19 protein-coding genes are annotated in these 19,581 nt (G+C 36.3%); 13 read left to right on the top strand and 6 right to left on the bottom strand.

Annotated features, from left to right (window positions below; genetic code table 11):
• Positions 1-5 precede the first annotated feature (5 nt).
• Positions 6-422: a DoxX family protein gene (locus tag RE431_RS06185; protein ID WP_309561096.1), complete on the bottom strand. Its 417-nt coding sequence runs from the start codon at positions 420-422 to the stop codon at positions 6-8.
• Between the two features lie 196 nt (positions 423-618).
• On the opposite strand from RE431_RS06185, the gene RE431_RS06180 reads away from it, so the two are divergent.
• The 7 genes from RE431_RS06180 to RE431_RS06150 all read left to right on the top strand — a co-directional run bounded on the left by RE431_RS06180 (position 619) and on the right by RE431_RS06150 (position 9,049).
• Complete coding sequence (locus tag RE431_RS06180; RefSeq protein WP_309561095.1) at positions 619-1,125, top strand: DUF4402 domain-containing protein; 507 nt, start codon at positions 619-621, stop codon at positions 1,123-1,125.
• Between the two features lie 273 nt (positions 1,126-1,398).
• A complete protein-coding gene (locus RE431_RS06175) occupies positions 1,399-1,896 on the top strand; it encodes a DUF4402 domain-containing protein (protein ID WP_309561094.1) in 498 nt (165 codons plus the stop codon).
• Positions 1,897-1,949: 53 nt separating this feature from the next.
• Positions 1,950-2,444, top strand: coding sequence for a DUF4402 domain-containing protein (locus RE431_RS06170; RefSeq protein WP_309561093.1), 495 nt, complete (start codon positions 1,950-1,952; stop codon positions 2,442-2,444).
• Positions 2,445-2,466: 22 nt separating this feature from the next.
• Positions 2,467-3,279 carry a fimbrial biogenesis chaperone gene (locus RE431_RS06165; protein WP_309561092.1) on the top strand — a complete coding sequence of 271 codons (813 nt, stop codon included), beginning with the start codon at positions 2,467-2,469 and terminating at the stop codon, positions 3,277-3,279.
• A gap of 1 nt (position 3,280) precedes the next feature.
• A complete protein-coding gene (locus tag RE431_RS06160) occupies positions 3,281-5,935 on the top strand; it encodes a T9SS type A sorting domain-containing protein (protein WP_309561091.1) in 2,655 nt (884 codons plus the stop codon).
• A complete protein-coding gene (locus tag RE431_RS06155) occupies positions 5,932-6,462 on the top strand; it encodes a DUF4402 domain-containing protein (protein WP_309561090.1) in 531 nt (176 codons plus the stop codon). The genes RE431_RS06160 and RE431_RS06155 overlap by 4 nt, the downstream gene beginning before the upstream one ends.
• 16 nt (positions 6,463-6,478) lie before the next feature.
• Positions 6,479-9,049, top strand: a complete 2,571-nt coding sequence (locus tag RE431_RS06150) for a hypothetical protein (RefSeq protein ID WP_309561089.1) — start codon at positions 6,479-6,481, stop codon at positions 9,047-9,049.
• Here RE431_RS06150 and RE431_RS06145 read toward each other — a convergent pair.
• The gene (locus RE431_RS06145; protein ID WP_309561088.1) at positions 9,043-9,543 is read right to left on the bottom strand and encodes a GreA/GreB family elongation factor; all 501 of its coding nucleotides are present in this window, start codon (positions 9,541-9,543) and stop codon (positions 9,043-9,045) included. The two genes, RE431_RS06150 and RE431_RS06145, sit on opposite strands and share 7 nt — an antisense overlap.
• Before the next feature lie 131 nt (positions 9,544-9,674).
• Here RE431_RS06145 and RE431_RS06140 point away from each other — a divergent pair, with 131 nt between their 5' ends.
• Both RE431_RS06140 and RE431_RS06135 read left to right on the top strand, forming a co-directional pair.
• A complete protein-coding gene (locus RE431_RS06140) occupies positions 9,675-11,486 on the top strand; it encodes a sodium:proton antiporter (RefSeq protein WP_309561087.1) in 1,812 nt (603 codons plus the stop codon).
• Positions 11,487-11,512: 26 nt separating this feature from the next.
• On the top strand, positions 11,513-12,751 hold the full coding sequence (locus RE431_RS06135; protein WP_309561086.1) for a glycosyltransferase family 4 protein: 1,239 nt from the start codon (positions 11,513-11,515) through the stop codon (positions 12,749-12,751).
• A 77-nt stretch (positions 12,752-12,828) separates the two neighbouring features.
• Here RE431_RS06135 and RE431_RS06130 read toward each other — a convergent pair whose 3' ends face one another.
• Positions 12,829-14,160 (bottom strand): aspartate kinase, encoded by a 1,332-nt coding sequence (locus tag RE431_RS06130; protein WP_309561085.1) that lies wholly within the window; start codon positions 14,158-14,160, stop codon positions 12,829-12,831.
• 100 nt (positions 14,161-14,260) lie between these two features.
• Between RE431_RS06130 and RE431_RS06125 the strand changes: the two genes are divergently transcribed.
• Both RE431_RS06125 and RE431_RS06120 read left to right on the top strand, forming a co-directional pair.
• Positions 14,261-14,905: a hypothetical protein gene (locus tag RE431_RS06125; RefSeq protein ID WP_309561084.1), complete on the top strand. Its 645-nt coding sequence runs from the start codon at positions 14,261-14,263 to the stop codon at positions 14,903-14,905.
• Positions 14,906-15,194: 289 nt separating this feature from the next.
• Entirely contained in the window at positions 15,195-15,329 is a 135-nt protein-coding gene (locus tag RE431_RS06120) for a hypothetical protein (RefSeq protein ID WP_309561083.1), read from the top strand.
• On the opposite strand, the gene RE431_RS06115 is transcribed toward RE431_RS06120, so the two are convergent.
• Genes RE431_RS06115 through RE431_RS06105 form a run of 3 tightly spaced genes read right to left on the bottom strand, consistent with a single transcriptional unit; the run spans position 15,326 to position 18,378 of the window.
• A complete protein-coding gene (locus RE431_RS06115) occupies positions 15,326-16,399 on the bottom strand; it encodes a transporter substrate-binding domain-containing protein (RefSeq protein WP_309561082.1) in 1,074 nt (357 codons plus the stop codon). The two genes, RE431_RS06120 and RE431_RS06115, sit on opposite strands and share 4 nt — an antisense overlap.
• A gap of 47 nt (positions 16,400-16,446) precedes the next feature.
• Entirely contained in the window at positions 16,447-16,905 is a 459-nt protein-coding gene (locus tag RE431_RS06110) for a 3D domain-containing protein (protein WP_309561081.1), read from the bottom strand.
• A 6-nt stretch (positions 16,906-16,911) separates the two neighbouring features.
• A complete protein-coding gene (locus tag RE431_RS06105; RefSeq protein WP_309561080.1) occupies positions 16,912-18,378 on the bottom strand; it encodes a Gfo/Idh/MocA family protein in 1,467 nt (488 codons plus the stop codon).
• Positions 18,379-18,577: 199 nt separating this feature from the next.
• Here RE431_RS06105 and RE431_RS06100 point away from each other — a divergent pair, with 199 nt between their 5' ends.
• Both RE431_RS06100 and RE431_RS06095 read left to right on the top strand, forming a co-directional pair.
• On the top strand, positions 18,578-19,009 hold the full coding sequence (locus RE431_RS06100; protein WP_309561079.1) for an FKBP-type peptidyl-prolyl cis-trans isomerase: 432 nt from the start codon (positions 18,578-18,580) through the stop codon (positions 19,007-19,009).
• Between the two features lie 150 nt (positions 19,010-19,159).
• A complete protein-coding gene (locus RE431_RS06095) occupies positions 19,160-19,570 on the top strand; it encodes an OsmC family protein (RefSeq protein WP_309561078.1) in 411 nt (136 codons plus the stop codon).
• Positions 19,571-19,581 lie beyond the last annotated feature (11 nt).

The raw sequence follows: 19,581 nt of genomic DNA, 5'->3' as shown, positions 1-19,581 counted from the left end.
TCTGGCTATTTTTTGTTTCGAATGAAAAAATCCATAGAATACTTACCCGCTCCGCTAATCGCTAAAAGAATAAAGCCTAGCATAAATAAAATTGGAAGTTCCTGTTTGGAAAAGCCATCTGGCACATGAACGATGAATGCTGCTACGGCCATCGTAATTATTAGCGGGATTGCAGCAAACCTGGTTAAAAAACCGATGAGTATAAAAACCGCACAAACAAATTCTGCGAAAACCGTTAGCGTGTAAGACAATTGTTCTCCTATTCCTATGGGATCGGCAAACTGAATTTCGTCAGATCCAAAAAAGTCTACCAGCTTGGGAAATCCATGGGTAAGCATTAAACCGGCAATTCCTATTCTGAATATTAACAAACCCAGATCTACATTATTTAAACTTAAATTAGTTCGGTAAGTATTATTCATAAAATTTTGATTTTCAACTAAAATAGAAAATTAAAGGAATAATAAGGCAGTTCTAGTTCTTACATAGTTAAAATATTTCCTTCAAAAATTATCAGAATAAGACCCCATTTAACTTCATTAAAGTTTATAAAAATGCACTTCATCGATTTATTTAAGCATTTCATCGATTTATTGAATTTGTTTTATATCTTTAGGTATGTTGATGAGAAGAAATATAATTTTCACCTTTTTTATAATCCTGTTTGTTTCGATATATAGTTTCGGGCAAAATAGTGCATCAGCGACTTTTACGGCTTCAGTAAATATTGTAGAACCCATATCGATACAAACTACTGCTAACATGAATTTTGCAAGTATCGATGCACGCAATGGTGGAACGGTTATATTAAATCCTGACCACTCCAGAATTTCTACTGGTGACGTTCAACTTGATAATTCTGCCAACGTATCCGCAGCTACTTTCGAGGTAAATGGACAGAATGGATATTCCTACAATATTAATATCTCACAGAATTCATTCCGAATGGTAAATGGAACCAGTGAGATTGTAATCAGAGACTTCAATACAAATTCCAATAAGTCCACCTTAAATTCAGATTCTCAGACGATTAATGTTGGCGCTACCTTAGATATTCAAGCAAATCAGGAACCTGGTCTTTACACTACTCCTACTCCAATTGAAATCATGGTGAGTTACAATTAAGCAATGGCATAAATCAATTGTAAGTATTTTCTTGTCATTGAATTTATTTTTCCTTCAAATTCTTTCCTAAAATTTTAATGCAAAACATTTCAGTTCTTCAGCACACCCCTATTTATTAGAGTTTAATCGTGAATATTTAATAATTAGCATTAAAGTCAACTAACTAAATCTACCATTCAACGATTATAAATCACCACTCAACGAATAATTTTGGTGGTTCCTTAAAGATACACGCATATTTACTTCCCAAATCAAACTACAAAACCTACTAAAATGAAAAAAATTACCCTGCTCGTAACTGCATTAATGCTAAGTGCCATTGGATTTTCACAAAATACACAAACTGGAACTGCAGATGTAAACGCAGTCCTTGTTTCTCCAATCACAATTGAAAAAGGGACAAACGGACTTAATTTCGGATCTTTTACTAAATCTTCTGTTGCTGGATCTGTTACTGTAACTCCTGGCGGAGTTAGATCTTTTACCCAGACAGATATGGAAGTATCAACTGGAAGTACGCCTACAGCTGCAGATTTCACAGTTACCCTAGAAGATGGTGAAACTTACAGCGTTACTACAGCTGTCACACAGGATCCAAAAAATGCTGATGATGCAACTTTAACTTTAAGGGATGTTATTACAAATCTAGAAAATGAGACCACTGGAAATACTGCAACTTCATTCACGGTAGGAGGAACTTTAGACGTACCTACAACTGCAGCTGCAGCAACCTATACAGGAGAAATTTCTGTTACAGTTACTTACGAATAATATAAATTATCAAGAGCTGCCTGCGGGCAGCCCATAATTTATTATCCAGGTAAATGCGTATAGCTCTCTTATATTTACTTTTATTTTCCACAAGCTTTCTTTACTCTCAAAATTCAGCTAATACTAGCGTTAGATCAACCGCGGTAGTTGTTGAACCGATTGAAATAGAGAAAAATGTAGATCTACATTTTGGAAATGTGATCAGCAGCTTTAATCCAGGGAGACTCATTCTTTCTCCAGATGGAAACAGAACAACTTTTGGTGTTGATATATCGTCGGCAAATCCAGGAGAAGTGAGTGCTGCAGAAGCTATAGTTACTCACGGAAGTTATGACTATACCGTCACTCTTCCTGAAACTTTTAAACTCTATAACCAGAACAATCCGAATCAATTTTTAATTATTGATGAATTCACAGTCTCTCCGGAAACATCTGCTGAAAATTATGATGTTCTAAAAATTGGTGCAACTTTAAATATTCAGGCTAATCAGTCTGGAGGTTTATACACAAATAATTCCGGTTTTACAGTGACTGTGACTTATAACTAAACGCCCCTAAATTATTTCTTCCATGAAGAATCGAATTACTGCAGTTATAGGGCTTTTCATTTTATTATTTCCTTTAAGCATATTAGCACAGGGAGATTTAATGATCATGCCGAAAAGAATCATTTTCGAAGGAAATGAAAGATCCCAGGAAATCAATTTAATCAATACGGGAAAGGATACCGCTACTTTTGCGATATCCTTTATTCAGTATTTGATGGATGAGAATGGTGAATTCACTCAGGTTTCTGAACCTGCTGAAGGACAGAAATTTGCCGATCCATTTCTGAGGTTTTTTCCAAGAAGAGTTACCCTTCCTCCTCAACAAGCACAAACCGTTAGATTACAGGTTACGCGCACAGGTGAAATGAGTGATGGCGAATACCGCTCACATGCATACTTCAGAGCTATTGAAAAGCAAACCGCATTAAAGAGTGAGACTGAGGAAGAAAGCCAGGACAACATCTCCATTAATATTAAAACAGTTTTTGGAATAAGCATTCCCGTGATCATACGAAGAGGTGAAACTGAAGCAGGTATTCAACTTTCTGATATTTCATTTAATAAAGAAGCAAATACGATCTCTCTTGTTTTAAACCGATCTGGAAATATTTCGACCTATGGAAATCTTAAAGTAGAATTGAGACGTTCAGGAGATGAATTGAAAGAAGTTGGTCTTATAAAGGGTATCGCTGTTTATACTCCTAACTCGAAACGTAACTTTTCGTTTGAACTTCAAAACAAGGATAAGGTTGATATTTCTGGAGGTGATCTCATCATTTCCTACGAAACTAGTAAAGGAAAAGTATATGACGAACAGGTAATCTCTGTCGATTAAAATGCTAAAATCTCTCCGGAAATATTTTATACTATTTATTGCCTTAATTTTCAGTTCTACGTTAACTAGTCAGATATTTTTTGATGGTATAGACAGGGGTAATCTTTATACGGTAGCGGCCGGTAGTACTGAAGTTTATTCCACTGGTTATTTCGATAAAAAAGACAGTTATCTAACTGTAGATGGAACGCTTATCATTCAGGGAGATCTGAATCTTGCTAAAAAAGATAGCTGGCTAAAAATGGGAAGGAAAGGTATCCTCATCGTTTATGGGAATCTTAATATTTCTAATACTGTTGATCTTGAACTTCAGAATTTAGTCATCGTACACGGTAATATTATTGGATCTTCAGGAGGTGGTAATTCCGGAGTCATTAAAATTACCGATACTGGATTTTACAATTTTGGTACAGTTTCAAATGTTCCGTTAAATTCATGTGGTGCGACATACACTTCTACAAGCACCGAAACGAACACATGTCATTATGGTGACGAAACCAGCTATATCAATAATTACGAAAATGGTTTTTCTGATGAAGAAAAAGATCTTTTATCCTGCTATTCATTATTAGATCCAACAGACAAGGAAATTTGCCTGGGAAGTAATACGATTTTTACCACTACTAATGATCCTGATCTAACATACACCTGGCAGGTTCGTTCAGCCTTGAATACAGATTTTAGCGATATTTCAGGAGCTACCGCTTTTCAGTATGCAATTGAGACAACTACTACCGCAATGGATCTAAATGAGTATCGTGTAATTGCAAGAACTACAACGGCGGGTACTTGTAAAATCGCAATTTCTGAGCCTGCAACCCTTGATGTGGTGATCGAAGCAAAATGGACAGGAAATACAGATGCTGACTGGAATAAAACTTCTAACTGGTTCTGTGGAGAATTACCTGTTCTTACCAAAGATGTTTTAATTCCTGCTGATGCAACGAATTTCCCTATCCTAAGTACGGGTTCTTCTGGTTTTGCCAATAATATAGAAGTTGAAGACGGCGCTTCTATTGAAGTTCAGAATAACGATCTGGAACTTGCTGGTAATTTAAATGTGACAGATAGAAGTTTAAATTTAATTTCTGGAAAGTTGATCTTTTCAGGAAGTACTACTCAATATCTAGGGTCAGAATTGATTTCAAATACTATTGAAGATATTGAACTTAATAATTCTTCCGGACTTATATTGAATGATTCTATTGCGGTTACTGGAAGTGTATTATTAACCAACGGAGATCTAACTGCAAATTCCAATTTAAATCTGATTTCTTCCAGTTTGCAAACTGCGCTGATCGATGGATCAGGAACAGGTAATATTATTGGCTTGGTTAGCATGCAACGCTATATAGATCCTGCATTCGGGTATAAATATTTCAGCTCACCTTTTTCAGATACCATGGTTGGAGATTTTTCGGCTATGGTAGATTTCGCTTCAGCATTTCCACACTTTTATAGATATAACGAAGATCGGGAAGACTCTAACGGTAATGATGCTACAGGCTGGGAGGCTTATACAGATCCCACATCTTCTCTTGATCTTATGAGAGGATATGTAGCGAATCTTGGCAATGAAACTGTGGCGAAAAACGTAACATTAACCGGTACAATAAATAACGGTAGTTATTCTAAAAATCTAATGAATAACAACGGTACATATACAAAAGGATTTCACCTGGTTGGGAATCCTTACCCCTCACCTATAGACTGGAATGCTTCCAGTGGTTGGACCAGAACAAATATGGATGCTGCCGCATATTTCTTTTCAGCAGATAATACAGATCAATATACCGGAAGTTATACTTCGTATGTAAACGATATTTCGAGCTCTGGAACTACCTCTTCCGTAATTCCTTCCATGCAGGGTTTTTTTGTTCACGTAAAGGATGGAACCACAGGAACCTTTGGAATGAATAATAACGTTAGAATTAATGATTATGACCAGGAATTCTTCAAAACACCAGAAATTCAAAAATCTTTAATCCGAATTTCCGCTAAATTCAGTGATCAGGAGAAAGAAGATCATATGGTTGTTTACATGGAGAATTTTTCTTCGAAAGATTTCGATGGATCAAAAGATGCATTAAAACTTTTTAATACCAGCGATGATCTGCCGAATATATATGGAATCGCAGGAGACAAAGAATTATCTATTAACGCTATTCCTGATTCTCAATTAATGAGTAAAGAATGGCTTCCGTTAGGGATGGAATTGAAAAGGAATGGAAAATTGACCATTTCAATTAAAGACTTTGAAGGCCTGGACAGCAGTATTCGAGTTTTTCTAATCGATACAAAAACTAATTCTTTCACAGATCTTATTAAAGAGATTTTCGAATTCAATGCAAGCACAGGTCGAATAGACTCCAGGTTCTATTTGAGTTTCACTCAACCTGACTTACCTGAATTTGATGATAAAAATCATTTATTTGATGTGATAAGCAAGGAAAGGGATATCCTGGTTAAAACAAATGTCTCAGATAATGAAAAAGCTTATTTCCAATTATGGTCTATAGACGGTAAACTTCTGGAACAGAAAATTTCTACCGGATCTTCTGAAATTGCTTTCACTAATATTAAGGCAAAAGGGATTTACCTTGTTAGCTATAATTCAGGAAATAAAAGAGAAGTTCAAAAAGTAATTGTGAAATGATGACTATATCTCCTAAACATACAGGCTTTTTTCTCTTTATGATCTTAGCGTTGATCATTTCAGGTGATCTAAGCGCACAGGAGAATCCACCCATCCCAACAAACGTGGAAGTTAACCCGGTGAATGTTATGAATTTCGGTTCATTTCTAGTGAATGCCGATGGTGGAACATTAAGTATGGATTATAATAGTATCAGGACTCCTGGCGCCGGAGTAATGCTCATGAACAGCGGAGAACCTGCAGCAGCTGCTATTTTTGATGTATATGCAAATCCGGGGACGATTTTAAGAGTTTCTCACAGCTCTCCTTTTATGCTTTCAGGCACAGGAGGAGGAACAATAACACTTAACCTGGATAGTTTTCTGGCAAATGGAGAAGAGATCCTGGACGGTTTTTTTATAACTACTGAAAATGCAGAAATTCCAAACACTGTTTTTATTGGAGGTACTCTTACCATGGGGCAATCTGAAGCCAGCCCGCCAGGCAGATATAGCGGGACTATTACTTTGACATTTATTCAAGAATAAAGAAGAGAATATTTAAATGACCAGATCGTTTTTCTCTTTTTTGAGGAGGTATATTCAGAAACTGCTAATTGCATTTTTTCTGCTGATTTCTCTGCAATCATTTTCGCAGGATTATCCCGGATATGACGAGCTCACTGTAGAAATGAATATCCCTCAATACGGTGTGGTAGAGATTCCAGTTGCCATAAAAGGTGAAACGGCTTATATCTCAATTTCTGATCTCTTCGATATTTTTCAGTTGAAAAATGATATAGATATTGCTGAAGGAACGGCTCAGGGATATATTATCTCTCCAAATGCAAATTACGTAGTAGATACCCGGAATTTCGAGATCACATATCAAGGTGAAAAAACGGTCATATCAGAAGATGATTTTATTCGTACACCCACCAGTCTATATTTAAAATCAGATCTATTTGAGCAAATCTTCGGCCTGAATACAGATTTTAATTTCAGACAATTAGCAATCGACTTCAATACTGATATCGAACTTCCTGTTATAAAGGAAATTAAGCTTGCTAGGGCACGCGATAATGCCGGGAAATATCAAAATAACATTGAAACCGATACTATTGTAGAAAAGAACTACCCCTTATTAAAAGGAGGTTTGATAGATTGGGGTGTTATTGGAACTCAGCAAACAAATGGTTTCAATGATAACAGGCTCGTTCTTGGTTTTGGAGGGATGGTTGCCGGAGGAGAAACCACCGTACGTTTAAATTACTCTGACAGGATTCCGTTTCAATCAAGAAACCAGTTCTACCAATGGCGTTATGTAAATAATAATAGTCCTGTATTTAAGCAGATTACCGCAGGTAAAATCTTTACAGGCGCAACCTCTTCCTTATTCGCACCGGTTGTAGGAGTGCAATTCAGTAATTCACCTTTAACTAACAGAAGATCTTTTGGAACATACGTTTTGAGCGATTATACCGAGCCTCTCTGGACGGTAGAATTATATGTAAATAATGTTCTGATTGATTACGCTAAGGCTGATGCTTCTGGTTTTTATACCTTCGACGTTCCTCTAATGTACGGTAATACGAATGTAGACCTTAGATTTTATGGACCATACGGAGAAGAAATAACAGAATCCAGGAATATCAATATACCTTATAATTTTGTTCCGAAGAATGAATTGGAATATACCCTCAGTGCAGGTGTAGTTGAAGATGAACAAAATAGACAGTTTTCAAGATTCAATCTTAATTATGGATTAAGTAACAGTATTACCATCGGTGGTGGTGTAGAATATTTATCTGAAGTAGAAAGCGGTGAGTACATGCCGTTTTTCAATACTTCGATCAGATTGCTTAACAACCTTCTATTTACTGGTGATTATACATTCGGAGTTAAAGGAGAGGGACTATTAACTTACAGAACACCTTCTAATCTTCAGTTCAACCTTAGTTATGCGAAATATCACGAGGAGCAGACAGCTATTAACTATAATTACCTTGAAGAAAGAAAATTTAGTGTTTCAGCGCCTTTAAGAAACCGTAAATTCAACCTTTTTACAAGATTCAGTATAAATCAGATAATACTTCCTTCTACAACATTTACTACCAGTCAGCTATTAATGTCTGGTAATTTTTTTGGTGTGAGTACAAACTTATCTGCTTATGCACTTCATAATGACAGGCAGGACAACCCCACTATATATGCAAGTTTAGGACAAACATATAGATTGCCTTATAACATTTACTTTTCGCCCCAAATTCAATATGATATAAGTGATGAATCATTGAGAAACATTAATCTGGAATTCCAAAAAGTGGTATTTGATAAAGGATTTCTGAATTTCTCATTTGAAAATAATTTTCTTAGAGATGCCTTTGTATTTGAAGTTGGGATGAGATATTCATTTGATTTTGCCCAAACTGGCATCACTTCTAGAATTGGTAACAGGAATTCCTCGTTTATCGAAACGGCAAGAGGAAGTATTCGGCTGGATGACAATAATGGTGATGTAATGTTCAGCAATCGTAGTGCGCTTACTCGTGGTGGAATATCACTTATGGCTTTTCTTGATTTTGATAATAATGGTAAAAAATCTGAACTAGAACCTCTGGTCCCAGGTCTTTCTTTAGAATCGAATCCTGGGATCGTAACCTATAATGACGATAAAACGATTCTAAGGATCAGTGATCTTCAACCTTATGTAATAATGAAAATTCAGGTAGATGAAACCAGTCTTGATAATATCGCCTGGAAAATCGAAGATCCTGTTATTGAAGTAGAAAGCGTTGCTAACTATTATAAACCTATTCATGTTCCGGTAAAAGTGTTAGGTGAGGTTTCTGGGTTTGTCAATTTAAAAGACAAAGAAAGCATTCGCGGAATTGGAAGAATCCTCGTGAATATCAAAGATAACCAAGGTAACGTGATAAAATCTTTACTTACTGAGGGTGATGGATATTTCTATCATTTAGGACTTTCTCCTGGTATTTATACAGCTGAGATAGATTCAGCCCAACTTCAGAATCTTAATTTTAGCAGTAGCGAAGCTATAGAATTCGAGATAGAAATAAGTGAATATGGAGACATTGTAGATAATATTGAATTCACTTTAGAAAAGAATCAGTAAGAGATCTTGAGAATCTTAAGTTTTCTAACTTCGTTTCCCAACTTGAAATCGGTCTCCTCTCCTACTTTTTTGCCGGTTACAGCCTTTGCTATAGGTGCTACAAAGGCGATCTTTTTCTTTTTGATATCTGCCTCATCAACACCTACGATCTGAAATTCCTGTTTTTGATTTGATGTTAGATTCTGTAATTCCACAATGGCGCCAAACCTGACTTCATCGCCAGGTTGTTCTTTTGGATCTAAAAGCCTGGCAGATTGTAACCTTTCGGCCAATAAATTGATCTTTCCATCAATAAGGCTCTGGGATCTTCTTTTTTCAGTTTCGTTTTCTGCTTCTACATGAGCTCGTTGATGTTCAAGCTCCTTTAATTCCTGCTTTAATTCTGCTAAACCATTTGGGGTGACATAATTTGTAACTCCCTCAGGTAAAGCAGCTCTTGGAGGAACAATTAGTGGTTCTTCCTGATCTTCCTCTTTTACAAATCCCCTGCTCATACTCTTCTATTTATCAATAATCTATAATATCCAATTTAGTTCTTCTACCCAAAACCTGAATCATAAATATTTCAGAAAGAATGACAGTGAAACGAACTTAAAAGTATTTTTATATGATCAATTACTGATTTATGAGCTTTGAGATCATCATATTGTTCGTTATAATTCTAGTGGTGATCTTTCTTTTCGCACTTGAAGTATTTCCTGTAGATAAGATCGCATTTTTTATAATGGTTAGTTTACTAATCACAAATCTTATTAGTCCTGAAGAAGCCATCTCCGGATTTTCAAGTCCGGCAACAATAACGGTTCTTGCTCTAATGATCATCGCTATTGGCCTGGAAGACAATGGCGTAATAGATTGGCTCGCCAACGGATTGAAAAAACTACGAGGCCTGCCCCTATTTTTCATGGTGCCCGTTTTTATGTTTATCGCCGGAGGAATTTCTGCATTTATAAACACTACCGCGGTAGTACTTGTTTTTGTGAAGATCATTAATGAGCTCACCGAAAAATATGATATTCCCAATTCTAAATTATTATTGCCCATATCATTCGCTGGAATAATTGGTGGAAGCTGTACACTAATGGGAACTTCAACTAACCTGATCGTTAACGCCGTAGCGGTTAAAAGAGGTGTGGAAAGATTTAGCTTTTTTGAATTTACCTGGCTGGGAGTAATATTTTTGGTAATCACCATCGTAATAGTAAGTCTGATGGCTCATTTTTTACCGAAAAAGCAAAAGAGCAGTATTTCCAATGTATATGATCTTGATGAATTTATTACCAGGGGAATTGTTACCAAAGATTCAGAATTGATCGGTAAGAATATTCAGGAAGTTTTTGGCAGCGAGAACGAAGGTATTGAAGTCATAAGAATGAAAAGGGCAGCTATAATCAATGATCACCCAGGAAAATATACAACCCTTAAAGAAGGAGATCAGCTATTACTAAGATGTAGCATTGAGCAATTGATCAAACTTAAAGAATCTGGAGATTTAACCATTATCAAAAAGTCACATCAGGATAAAGCCGAAGAAATCGAGCAGCCTGATGAAAATCTAGAAGAAAATATTCAGGTTGTTGAATTACTAATGCTTCCTAATTCTCCTTTAATAGGTAAAAGCATTAAAACCGTAGGTTGGTATGATCTTCATGGCGCTGTTCCTTTAGCGATAAGAAAACGTAGAAGCCTTAGAAATCCGGGCCGTAGGATCTTTGATAAAAAATCTGACGATATAGAATTACGCGTTGGAGACAGGCTTCTTGTAGAAGTGACTGAAAACGATCTGGAGCATCTCAGCAAAATGGATAATATCAGTATTCTCCAGGAACATAGGGACATTAATATTACAACTATCTGGAAGCGAAATCTCACGTTCGGAATCCTGTTGCTGGTTATTGGTCTCTCTGCATTTTCAATTTTCCCTATTCTTAAAAGTGCTTTAATAGGTTGTTTCTTAATGATCTTTTTAAAATGTATAGACCTGGGTAAAGTATATTCACAAGTCAACTGGCAGATCATATTCTTACTCGCGGGAATGATCCCTCTTGGGGTTGCCATGAGTAATACAGGAGCAGATCAATGGATCTCAGACAATCTACTTTTACTATTTGATGACAAAGGTAATTTCATGATCATCGGTTTATTATTTCTAGTAACTATGTTTCTCAGCGGATTCATTTCCAACAATGCGACTGCGATCATCATAGCGCCTATTGCCATCACTATCGCAACTTCGCTTCAGTTAGACCCTAAACCTTTTATCCTGGCCGTCCTATTCGCAGCTAACTTTAGTTTGTTTACCCCTGTAGGTTATCAAACCAATACGATCATCTACGGAATGGGTATTTACAAATTCAAACATTTCCTCTTGATTGGAGGAGTTGTATCTATTGCTCTCTGGATAACGGCTACAATACTTCTTTCCGGGCTGCTTTAAAATGTTATTTTTGAAAAAAGTTTTAAATGCCAAAACTACTTGTTATAGGTTATGTATGGCCTGAGCCGAAATCATCTGCTGCGGGTACCAGGATGATGCAATTGATCAATTTTTTTCGTTCTGAAAATTATGAAGTAACATTTGCGACCACCGCACGTGAAACCGATAATATGGTAAACCTGGCAGAACTGGATATTTCAATAGAAAAAATTAAATTGAATGATCCGGAATTTGATCTATTCTTGAAGAATCTTATGCCAGATGTTGTGCTTTTCGATCGCTTTATGATGGAAGAACAATATGGCTGGCGCGTTGATTCTGTATGTCCCAAAGCAATAAAAATACTGGATACCGAAGATCTGCATTTCCTTCGAAATGCCAGACAGCAGGCATATAAAGACGAAACGGAAGTAGAAAAACATATATCTGAATCTGATCTTGCTAAAAGAGAGATCGCAGCAATCTACAGGTGTGATTTAAGCCTGATCATTTCTGAAGTAGAAATAAAATTACTGGCTTCTCAATTTCAAGTTCCGAATTCATTGTTGCACTATCTTCCTTTCTTAATTGATAAAATTTCAAACAAAGAGATAAGCGAATTACCAACATTTTCAGAAAGAAAAGATTTTATAAGCATTGGGAATTTTCTACATGAGCCTAACTGGAATGCAGTATTATATCTAAAAGAAAGGATCTGGCCAGAACTGAGAAAGAGATTACCTAATGTGAAAATGCATATCTACGGTGCATATCCTTCTCAAAAAGTTTTAAACCTTCATAATCCCAAGGAAAATTTCATAGTTCATGGCTGGGCTGAAAATTCAATGGAAGTGATGCGTAATGCTTGTGTTTGCCTTGCTCCTATTCAGTTTGGTGCCGGATTAAAAGGAAAGCTGGTAGAAGCTATGGAAAATGGCACCACCTCAGTTACATCTACTATTGGCGCGGAAGGAATCAATGGCTACCTGGAATGGAATGGTTTTATCTGCAATTCAGATAAAGAATTTATTGAAAAGGCGGTAGAATTATATACCGATGAAGATTTGTGGGTGGAAAAACGATCGAATGGCTTTAAGATTATTGAAGCTCGTTTCAATAAGAAAGAGCATTTAAAAAAATTTAATAGCCAGATTCAATTTCTGAAGGAAAATTTAGAATCTCATCGTTCCACTAATTTTACTGGACAGATGTTGAAACATCATATTCATAAAAGCACCTATTTCATGTCCCGATTCATAGAAGAAAAAAATAAGAACAAAAATTAAAAAACCGCCTTCAGCATAAGCATTCCGGCGGTTTTCACTACACAAAAAACAGTTTAATCAAACTCTAACCAAAACTGTCAAACAGTTTTTAATTGATTTGCAAATAGCTTGGAATTTAGCTTTTGCAAGACCTCTACTTTATTCCTGGTATCAACAAGCAGAGAAATATTGTTATTACTTCCTCCGTAAGAGATCATCCTTACAGGCACGTCCTGCAAAATTTCGAATAATCTGGAAGTACTTCTTTCTTCAATTAATCCTTCGCCAACCACACAAATGATACTATGCTCTGCATCTACACTTATTTCACCATATTGATCTAATTCCGTAAGAATTTGATTTAGGTTAGTTGTATCATCTATAGTAAGAGAGATTGCAATCTCCGAAGTGGTGATCATATCTATGGAAGTTTCATATTTGTCAAAAACCTCAAAGATCTTTTTTAGAAAACCATGAGCCATCAACATCCTGTTAGATTTGATCTTGATCGCTGTAATTTCATCTTTAGCTGAAATCGCTTTAAGACCTTTTCTTTCAGCCATTGCGCTAATGCAGGTTCCAGTTGCCTCAGGAGTAAATGTATTTTTAAGATAGACCGGAATGTTCTTTCCAATTACCGGCGATATAGTTTGAGGATGTAAGATCTTAGCTCCGAAATAAGCTAACTCAGCCGCCTCTTCAAAACTTAATTGAGAGACAGGACGCGTATTTTCAACAAACCTTGGATCATTATTATGCAAACCGCTAATATCTGTCCAGATCTGTATTTCAGTCGCCCTGATCGCTGCCCCTAGAATTGTAGCTGTATAATCACTTCCTCCTCTTTTCAAGGTGTTTATATTATTGTTTGCGTCAATTCTAACAAAACCCTGGGTTATGATAATTTCATTTTCAGCATTCTTTTTCAGGCAATCATTCAAGAGCTCTCCAACCAGTCCAGTATCTGGATTTTCAAGGTTCTCAACATGCATAAAATCCCTGGCATCCAATAAGGTGTTATTTAGTGACTCAAAATTCAGAAATGAACTGAATATAAAAGTTAATAAGCGCTCGCCAGTAGTTACGATCTTAGAATCAACTTCGGTTGACCAGTTTCCTGAACAAACTTGATTAAGTTCAAGGAGCTGCTCTGTGACATTCTCTTTTACTGAAAAATTGAAATCCGGATCAGAGATCAATTCATCTATAAGATCAAAATGCTTGGTTTTTAAAAATTCCAGTTTTTCAGAAATATCATTTTCAGAAGAAATCTTAACTGCTGCAGATAGATCTACCAGATGATTTGTAACTCCAGACATCGCTGAAAGTACCAATATCTTATTCCCGGTAATATCTGAAATGATATTTTTTACATTTCTTATACTCGCGGTAGAACCAACTGATGTACCTCCAAATTTTAAAACTTTCATATCTGATAATTTCAGGCTGCATAGGTATTATTAATCTGAAGTGACACAAAAATTATATTTCATTTTATATACATTTGTACAAAATGTTCAATAATTAACAATGAAGACGATCACCACTTGTGTTCACGACATCATCAGACACCAACCATTTCTAGACGATGCTATCGCACGAGATATTGTGAATTTTAGCGGCCTGGCTGCAGATATACAGGCGCAGGTAGAAAAGGAAATGAGAAAACCTGTAAAACAAGGAAGTATCACCATGGCTTTGAGACGCTATGCTCCCAGCAGAACCAAGGTAAATATGCAAAGCCTGCGTGAATTAGGTGATATTATTGTTCGGTCAGGAATTACTGAATATACTTTTCTAAATTCGAAAACTATCATATCTAATAAGATCAAACTTATGGATGCTGTGAAGGATCAGACCGGAGTTTATCTTAATTATTCCAGTAACTATCAGGAAAGCAATATTCTGGTTTCTTCTTCTTTAACCGATCTAGTTGAAAAATGTTTCAGAAGTGAAGTAAGGGTTTCGATAAAGGAAGAACTCTCTTCTATTACCATAGAACTACCTAAAAATAGTTCACAAAGCGTTGGGCTCTATTTCTATATATTCAAATTACTGGCCTATGAAGGCATTCCAATCTTTGAGATGATCTCAACTTCAAATTATTTCGCATTATTCCTGGAGAAGGAATACGTAAACAAGGCATTTTTACTGATGAATGAGATCAAGCAGTGATCTACCAATATTCAAGATAAACACCTGTCATTGCCACTATTGCTAATACAATAACAACTGCAATCGCAACGTAAATTGTTTTATTTATTCCCTGTCTGGAAGTGCGGAAAAACTCGAGATCAGACTTTCTGTTTGATTTATCCTGAGAATACATTTTTGGTTAGTTAGTTCGAAAACGGCACACAATATACTAAAAATCAAAGACTTAAAACAATATGAATTAAAGTTTTCATAATGTGAGTGTTTTTAAATAAAACAGCATCTAAATTTAGATTCAAATTTCAATGCTATGAAGAATATTATTCGGGCGATACTTGCAGGTTGGGGTGCGAAAAAACTAGGAGGTGGTTGTGGTTGTTTCGGTGTGATTGTAGTTTTTATAATTCTATGGATACTTCTAGGTTATCTTGGCTTAGGAAGCTAGTTATAGTCTTTCATCAAAGTAGCCCACTCCATTGATTTTAAGGTTCTAACCAGGACCGGGTTAATCTTTTCCAGTAATTCAGAATTCTTCGGAAAAGCATAACTGTAATAATCCTTTTTAAGGCTTTGCCCTAGAATTTCCAGGTCATCTGAAAGACCAAGCCTTTCAATTTCAAATTTCAGAATGGGTTCATCATAAACAAAGAGTTTCGTATCTTCATTCAGGACAGCATTCAAACCGTCTACTCCATTATTCACAAGAACATTTTCAATATTATAAAGGTCTAGTAATTCCTGTGAACTTGAACTTTTTACAGTAGTAACATCAAATCTTTCGAGATCCTGGATATTGGTAATCTCTTCATTAATACTTTTAACGGTTAATGATGAGGCGATACCAGCAGTAAAACTTGAAATAATAATCACGGCCATAAACATCCAGATCAAACCAATTACTCTACCTCCGGTTGTTTTAGGAGATTTATCACCATAACCAACTGTGGTCATGGTAACGGCACTCCACCAGAAGCCCTGCATGATACCTTTAAAACTACCACCAAATTCTTCATGATTCTTTTTTCGTTCAAATAACCAAACTAAAATTCCGAATATAAAGATCACTAGCAGCAATAAAGCGACTACAGAGAAAAAGTCCCAGCTGAAGAAATTCGTTATATGCTTCAAAAAAGTGGATTCTTTTTTCTTTGCGACACTGGTATGTGAAATAAAATAAGGCTGTGAAAAATTCATTCTGGTCATACGATTATCGGTAACCGTAATGGGATTCACGCTAAGATCTACTTCACCACTTTCCACACCATCTAGTAAACTTCCCAGGTCTTCATATTCTTTGAATTCATATGCCACCTGAAGTTGTTCATTGACCATTTTCCAGGAAGCAATACTTAAGCCAGCATATCCATTTGGGCGCTTTTCAACGAATGGAGGAGTTTCTGTAATTCCGATGATGAGCTTATTCCTGACCTTTAAGGAATCTGGAGTTTGTGAAATTCCTTTGAATGAAAATGATAGAAATAGTATTAATAAAATTGAATTACGGACAAAAGACATCGAAATTATTTAAAATTCGAATATAATATAAAGAAATCAGTCTCCAATTATTTTGGAAGTGAGTCCTTCTCGAAGATGTAAGAGATATTGATTTTCTTTCTCCCGAATTTCCTGGCTCTTTCCACATCCTTACCCATGTAGATATCAATTCGGTTTCTCCAGCGGTAGTGCATTTTATCTTTTATTAGAAAAACACTGTCAAAACCTTCGATCTTAATTTTTGAATTGTGATCCAATCCCATACGAAGCAGGTCTCTGGAAACGGCAATAGCATTCATTCCTGGTTTTAAAGTATCGCCCCAGGCGGTAATGCTAGGATGACCTTCGGTTTGATATTCTACGGAATTATAAGCTGTAGCTGTTACACAAATGGTATCCCAATCTATATCTTCATCTGAGGAACTGAACTCTTTACAGGAAGTTAGAACAATTAGAATAACAATAAGGATCGAAGCACTGTAATAGTACCTCGATCCTTTTAAAATTTTGGAAGTTTTTAATTTCATTGAATGTTACAAAGTAAATCCATCCGGATATTCTCTCTTTACAAATTGATTTGCCTCATCAAAATTAGTCACTTTCATATTTTCTGAATCCCAGATCATTTTGATATCTCTACCTGGATAGAATGTTTTAACCTCGTTTGAATCCTTTATTTTTCTGGTCTTTTGAATATCATAACCTCGTATAGCAAGATTCGCGATCAAAAGAGATTCGGTTAAAGGTCCTGCTATATCAAATGGAGAACTTACTTCTTTTTGCCCATATCCTGCAATTGCTGCCTCCACCCATTGCGCATAGTGACCGTCCATTCCACCTTTCACTCTTTCATATTTTTGTGGAACATTCACTTCATCAGTTTTAGAGGTTGGTAGCAATCTAGGGTTTAAACCATAGGTGCCACACATCATTTTACCCTTATCTCCTATAATTAGAGCGCCATTTCCTCCATCACCAAATACTTCTTCAGGACCAAGTTCTTCCGGACGCATTGGTTTAATTCCACCATCCATCCAGTGTAACGTAATATCTTCAGAATTCGTATCCTTTCCATCAAAACTCATAATTACATGACTCGAAGGCGGACAGCTTTCAGGGAAATAACCTCTCTGAAATTCATCCACATAAACACTACCAACACTACATTCAACTTCTTTTGGATATTTTAAACCAAGAACACTAAATGGTGGTTCAATTAAATGACATCCCATATCACCGAGGGCTCCTGTTCCATAATCCCACCAGCCTCTCCAGTTAAACGGTACAAGACCATCAACATATTCTTTGTGAGGTGCTGTTCCTAACCATAATTTCCAGTCTAATTCCGGCGGAACTGGCGATGAAGCTTTCGGCCAGGAAATTCCCTGTGGCCATACCGGTCTGTCTGTCCAGACATATACTTCATTTACGTTACCAATTAATCCGGCATCATACCATTCTTTCATTTTACGAACTCCATCACCAGAAGCTCCCTGATTACCCATTTGAGTCACCACTTCGTATTTCCTGGCAGCTTCAGTAAGTGCTCTGGCTTCGTAGATATCATGCGTTAAAGGTTTCTGAACATACACATGCTTACCACGTTCCATAGCAGCCATGGTTTGCACTGCATGGTTATGATCTGGAGTTGACACACAAACTGCATCAAAATTCTTTGATTCTTTATCTAATAGCTCCCGGTAATCTTTATAATACTTAGCTTTTGGGAAGCGTTCTCTGGATTTTTTTGCCCTTCTGTCATCTACATCGCATAAAAAGGCAATTTCTGCCTTACCACTTTTGTAAAAGCTATGAAGGTCTGATTCTCCTTTACCTCCAACACCAATTCCGGCAATTAATAATTTATCACTTGGTGCGGTAAATCCCGGGCCTCCTAGTACATGTCGCGGGATGATCATAATTCCACTTGCTGCAATAGCCGATTTTTTCATAAAGTCTCTTCTAGACTCCACACCCGTTTTTTTCTTGCTTTTACTCATGGTTTAAAGTAATTAGTTTGACAGAGTTATGTATTTATTAATATGTTATTGCAACCAATTTAATGAAAATATGACAAAATGCGTCATCATCGGTTATTCTGTCGGGTTATTTGGCATTCGGCAGGGTACTTGCTCAAGTTGGTATTAAATGGCTGAAAATTATTTTATAGCCAAATTTAAAATTGAAAAAATACTTTTTATGAGTCAAGTAAAGCAAAATGACGCCGTTAAGGTACATTACACAGGGAAGTTAGAAGACGGTCAGGTTTTCGATAGTTCAGTAGAACGAGGAGAGCCAATAGAGTTCACTCTAGGCCAGGGTCAACTTATCCCAGGTTTTGAAGAAGGTCTTATCGGTATGGAAGTAAATGAGAAGAAGACCATCAATATACCAAAAGAAGAAGCTTACGGCGAGCCAAAAGCTGAGTTGATCCAGGAAGTTGAAAAAAGTCAGCTACCTGAAGAACTTAAGCCGGAAGTTGGAATGCCACTTGTTTCTAAAGGACCTGATGGTCGTGAGATCAATCTTGTTGTAACAGAAGTTAAAGATGCTAGTATTGTAGTAGATGCTAACCATCCCCTTGCTGGTAAAGATCTTGTTTTCGATCTAGAAGTAGTAGAGATCAAGTAATATCCAGTACTATAATATCAAGAAGCCTGAAAATCATATTTTCAGGCTTTTTTGTTTTCTGGCATTTGCATCATTGGTTAAGGTTATTATAATTCTTTTCTAGTTCAGGCTTTGCTCCTTAATTTAGAGTAAATCAATAAAAATTAAATTATGAAAAGAAAAGGATCGGCCGTATGGAAAGGCTCATTGAAAGAAGGAAACGGAACGGTAAGCCTAGAAAGCGGAGTTCTGCAAGATGCTCAATATTCATTTAAGACTCGTTTTGAGAATGGCAAGGGAACTAATCCAGAAGAATTGGTTGGAGCTGCTCATGCGGGATGCTTTAGCATGCAGTTGTCTGCTTTTCTAACTGAAGATGGGTTTGAACCTGATAAAATAGAAACTATTTCTGAAATCACTTTTGAGGATGGCGAGATCACAAAATCTCATTTAATTCTGGATGCAGTGGTTCCGGGAATTGATAAAGAAAAATTTGATAAGATCGCGAATAAGGCTAAAGAAGGCTGTCCGTTATCAAAATTGCTTAACGCAGAAATCACATTGGAATATGATCTAAAATAAGATCTATTCAA

It is taken from the genome of Christiangramia sediminicola, assembly GCF_031344135.1.
Taxonomy (GTDB): Bacteria; Bacteroidota; Bacteroidia; order Flavobacteriales; family Flavobacteriaceae; genus Christiangramia; species Christiangramia sediminicola.
This window is presented reverse-complemented; position numbering and strand designations above follow the sequence as displayed.

What these genes read in the sequence shown, in the direction of transcription:
- RE431_RS06185 (WP_309561096.1), bottom strand. Translation starts at nt 422, where the DNA reads ATGAATAATACTTACCGAACTAATTTAAGTTTAAATAATGTAGATCTG.
- RE431_RS06180 (WP_309561095.1), top strand. Translation starts at nt 619, where the DNA reads ATGTTGATGAGAAGAAATATAATTTTCACCTTTTTTATAATCCTGTTT.
- RE431_RS06175 (WP_309561094.1), top strand. Translation starts at nt 1,399, where the DNA reads ATGAAAAAAATTACCCTGCTCGTAACTGCATTAATGCTAAGTGCCATT.
- RE431_RS06170 (WP_309561093.1), top strand. Translation starts at nt 1,950, where the DNA reads ATGCGTATAGCTCTCTTATATTTACTTTTATTTTCCACAAGCTTTCTT.
- RE431_RS06165 (WP_309561092.1), top strand. Translation starts at nt 2,467, where the DNA reads ATGAAGAATCGAATTACTGCAGTTATAGGGCTTTTCATTTTATTATTT.
- RE431_RS06160 (WP_309561091.1), top strand. Translation starts at nt 3,281, where the DNA reads ATGCTAAAATCTCTCCGGAAATATTTTATACTATTTATTGCCTTAATT.
- RE431_RS06155 (WP_309561090.1), top strand. Translation starts at nt 5,932, where the DNA reads ATGATGACTATATCTCCTAAACATACAGGCTTTTTTCTCTTTATGATC.
- RE431_RS06150 (WP_309561089.1), top strand. Translation starts at nt 6,479, where the DNA reads ATGACCAGATCGTTTTTCTCTTTTTTGAGGAGGTATATTCAGAAACTG.
- RE431_RS06145 (WP_309561088.1), bottom strand. Translation starts at nt 9,543, where the DNA reads ATGAGCAGGGGATTTGTAAAAGAGGAAGATCAGGAAGAACCACTAATT.
- RE431_RS06140 (WP_309561087.1), top strand. Translation starts at nt 9,675, where the DNA reads ATGAGCTTTGAGATCATCATATTGTTCGTTATAATTCTAGTGGTGATC.
- RE431_RS06135 (WP_309561086.1), top strand. Translation starts at nt 11,513, where the DNA reads ATGCCAAAACTACTTGTTATAGGTTATGTATGGCCTGAGCCGAAATCA.
- RE431_RS06130 (WP_309561085.1), bottom strand. Translation starts at nt 14,160, where the DNA reads ATGAAAGTTTTAAAATTTGGAGGTACATCAGTTGGTTCTACCGCGAGT.
- RE431_RS06125 (WP_309561084.1), top strand. Translation starts at nt 14,261, where the DNA reads ATGAAGACGATCACCACTTGTGTTCACGACATCATCAGACACCAACCA.
- RE431_RS06120 (WP_309561083.1), top strand. Translation starts at nt 15,195, where the DNA reads ATGAAGAATATTATTCGGGCGATACTTGCAGGTTGGGGTGCGAAAAAA.
- RE431_RS06115 (WP_309561082.1), bottom strand. Translation starts at nt 16,399, where the DNA reads ATGTCTTTTGTCCGTAATTCAATTTTATTAATACTATTTCTATCATTT.
- RE431_RS06110 (WP_309561081.1), bottom strand. Translation starts at nt 16,905, where the DNA reads ATGAAATTAAAAACTTCCAAAATTTTAAAAGGATCGAGGTACTATTAC.
- RE431_RS06105 (WP_309561080.1), bottom strand. Translation starts at nt 18,378, where the DNA reads ATGAGTAAAAGCAAGAAAAAAACGGGTGTGGAGTCTAGAAGAGACTTT.
- RE431_RS06100 (WP_309561079.1), top strand. Translation starts at nt 18,578, where the DNA reads ATGAGTCAAGTAAAGCAAAATGACGCCGTTAAGGTACATTACACAGGG.
- RE431_RS06095 (WP_309561078.1), top strand. Translation starts at nt 19,160, where the DNA reads ATGAAAAGAAAAGGATCGGCCGTATGGAAAGGCTCATTGAAAGAAGGA.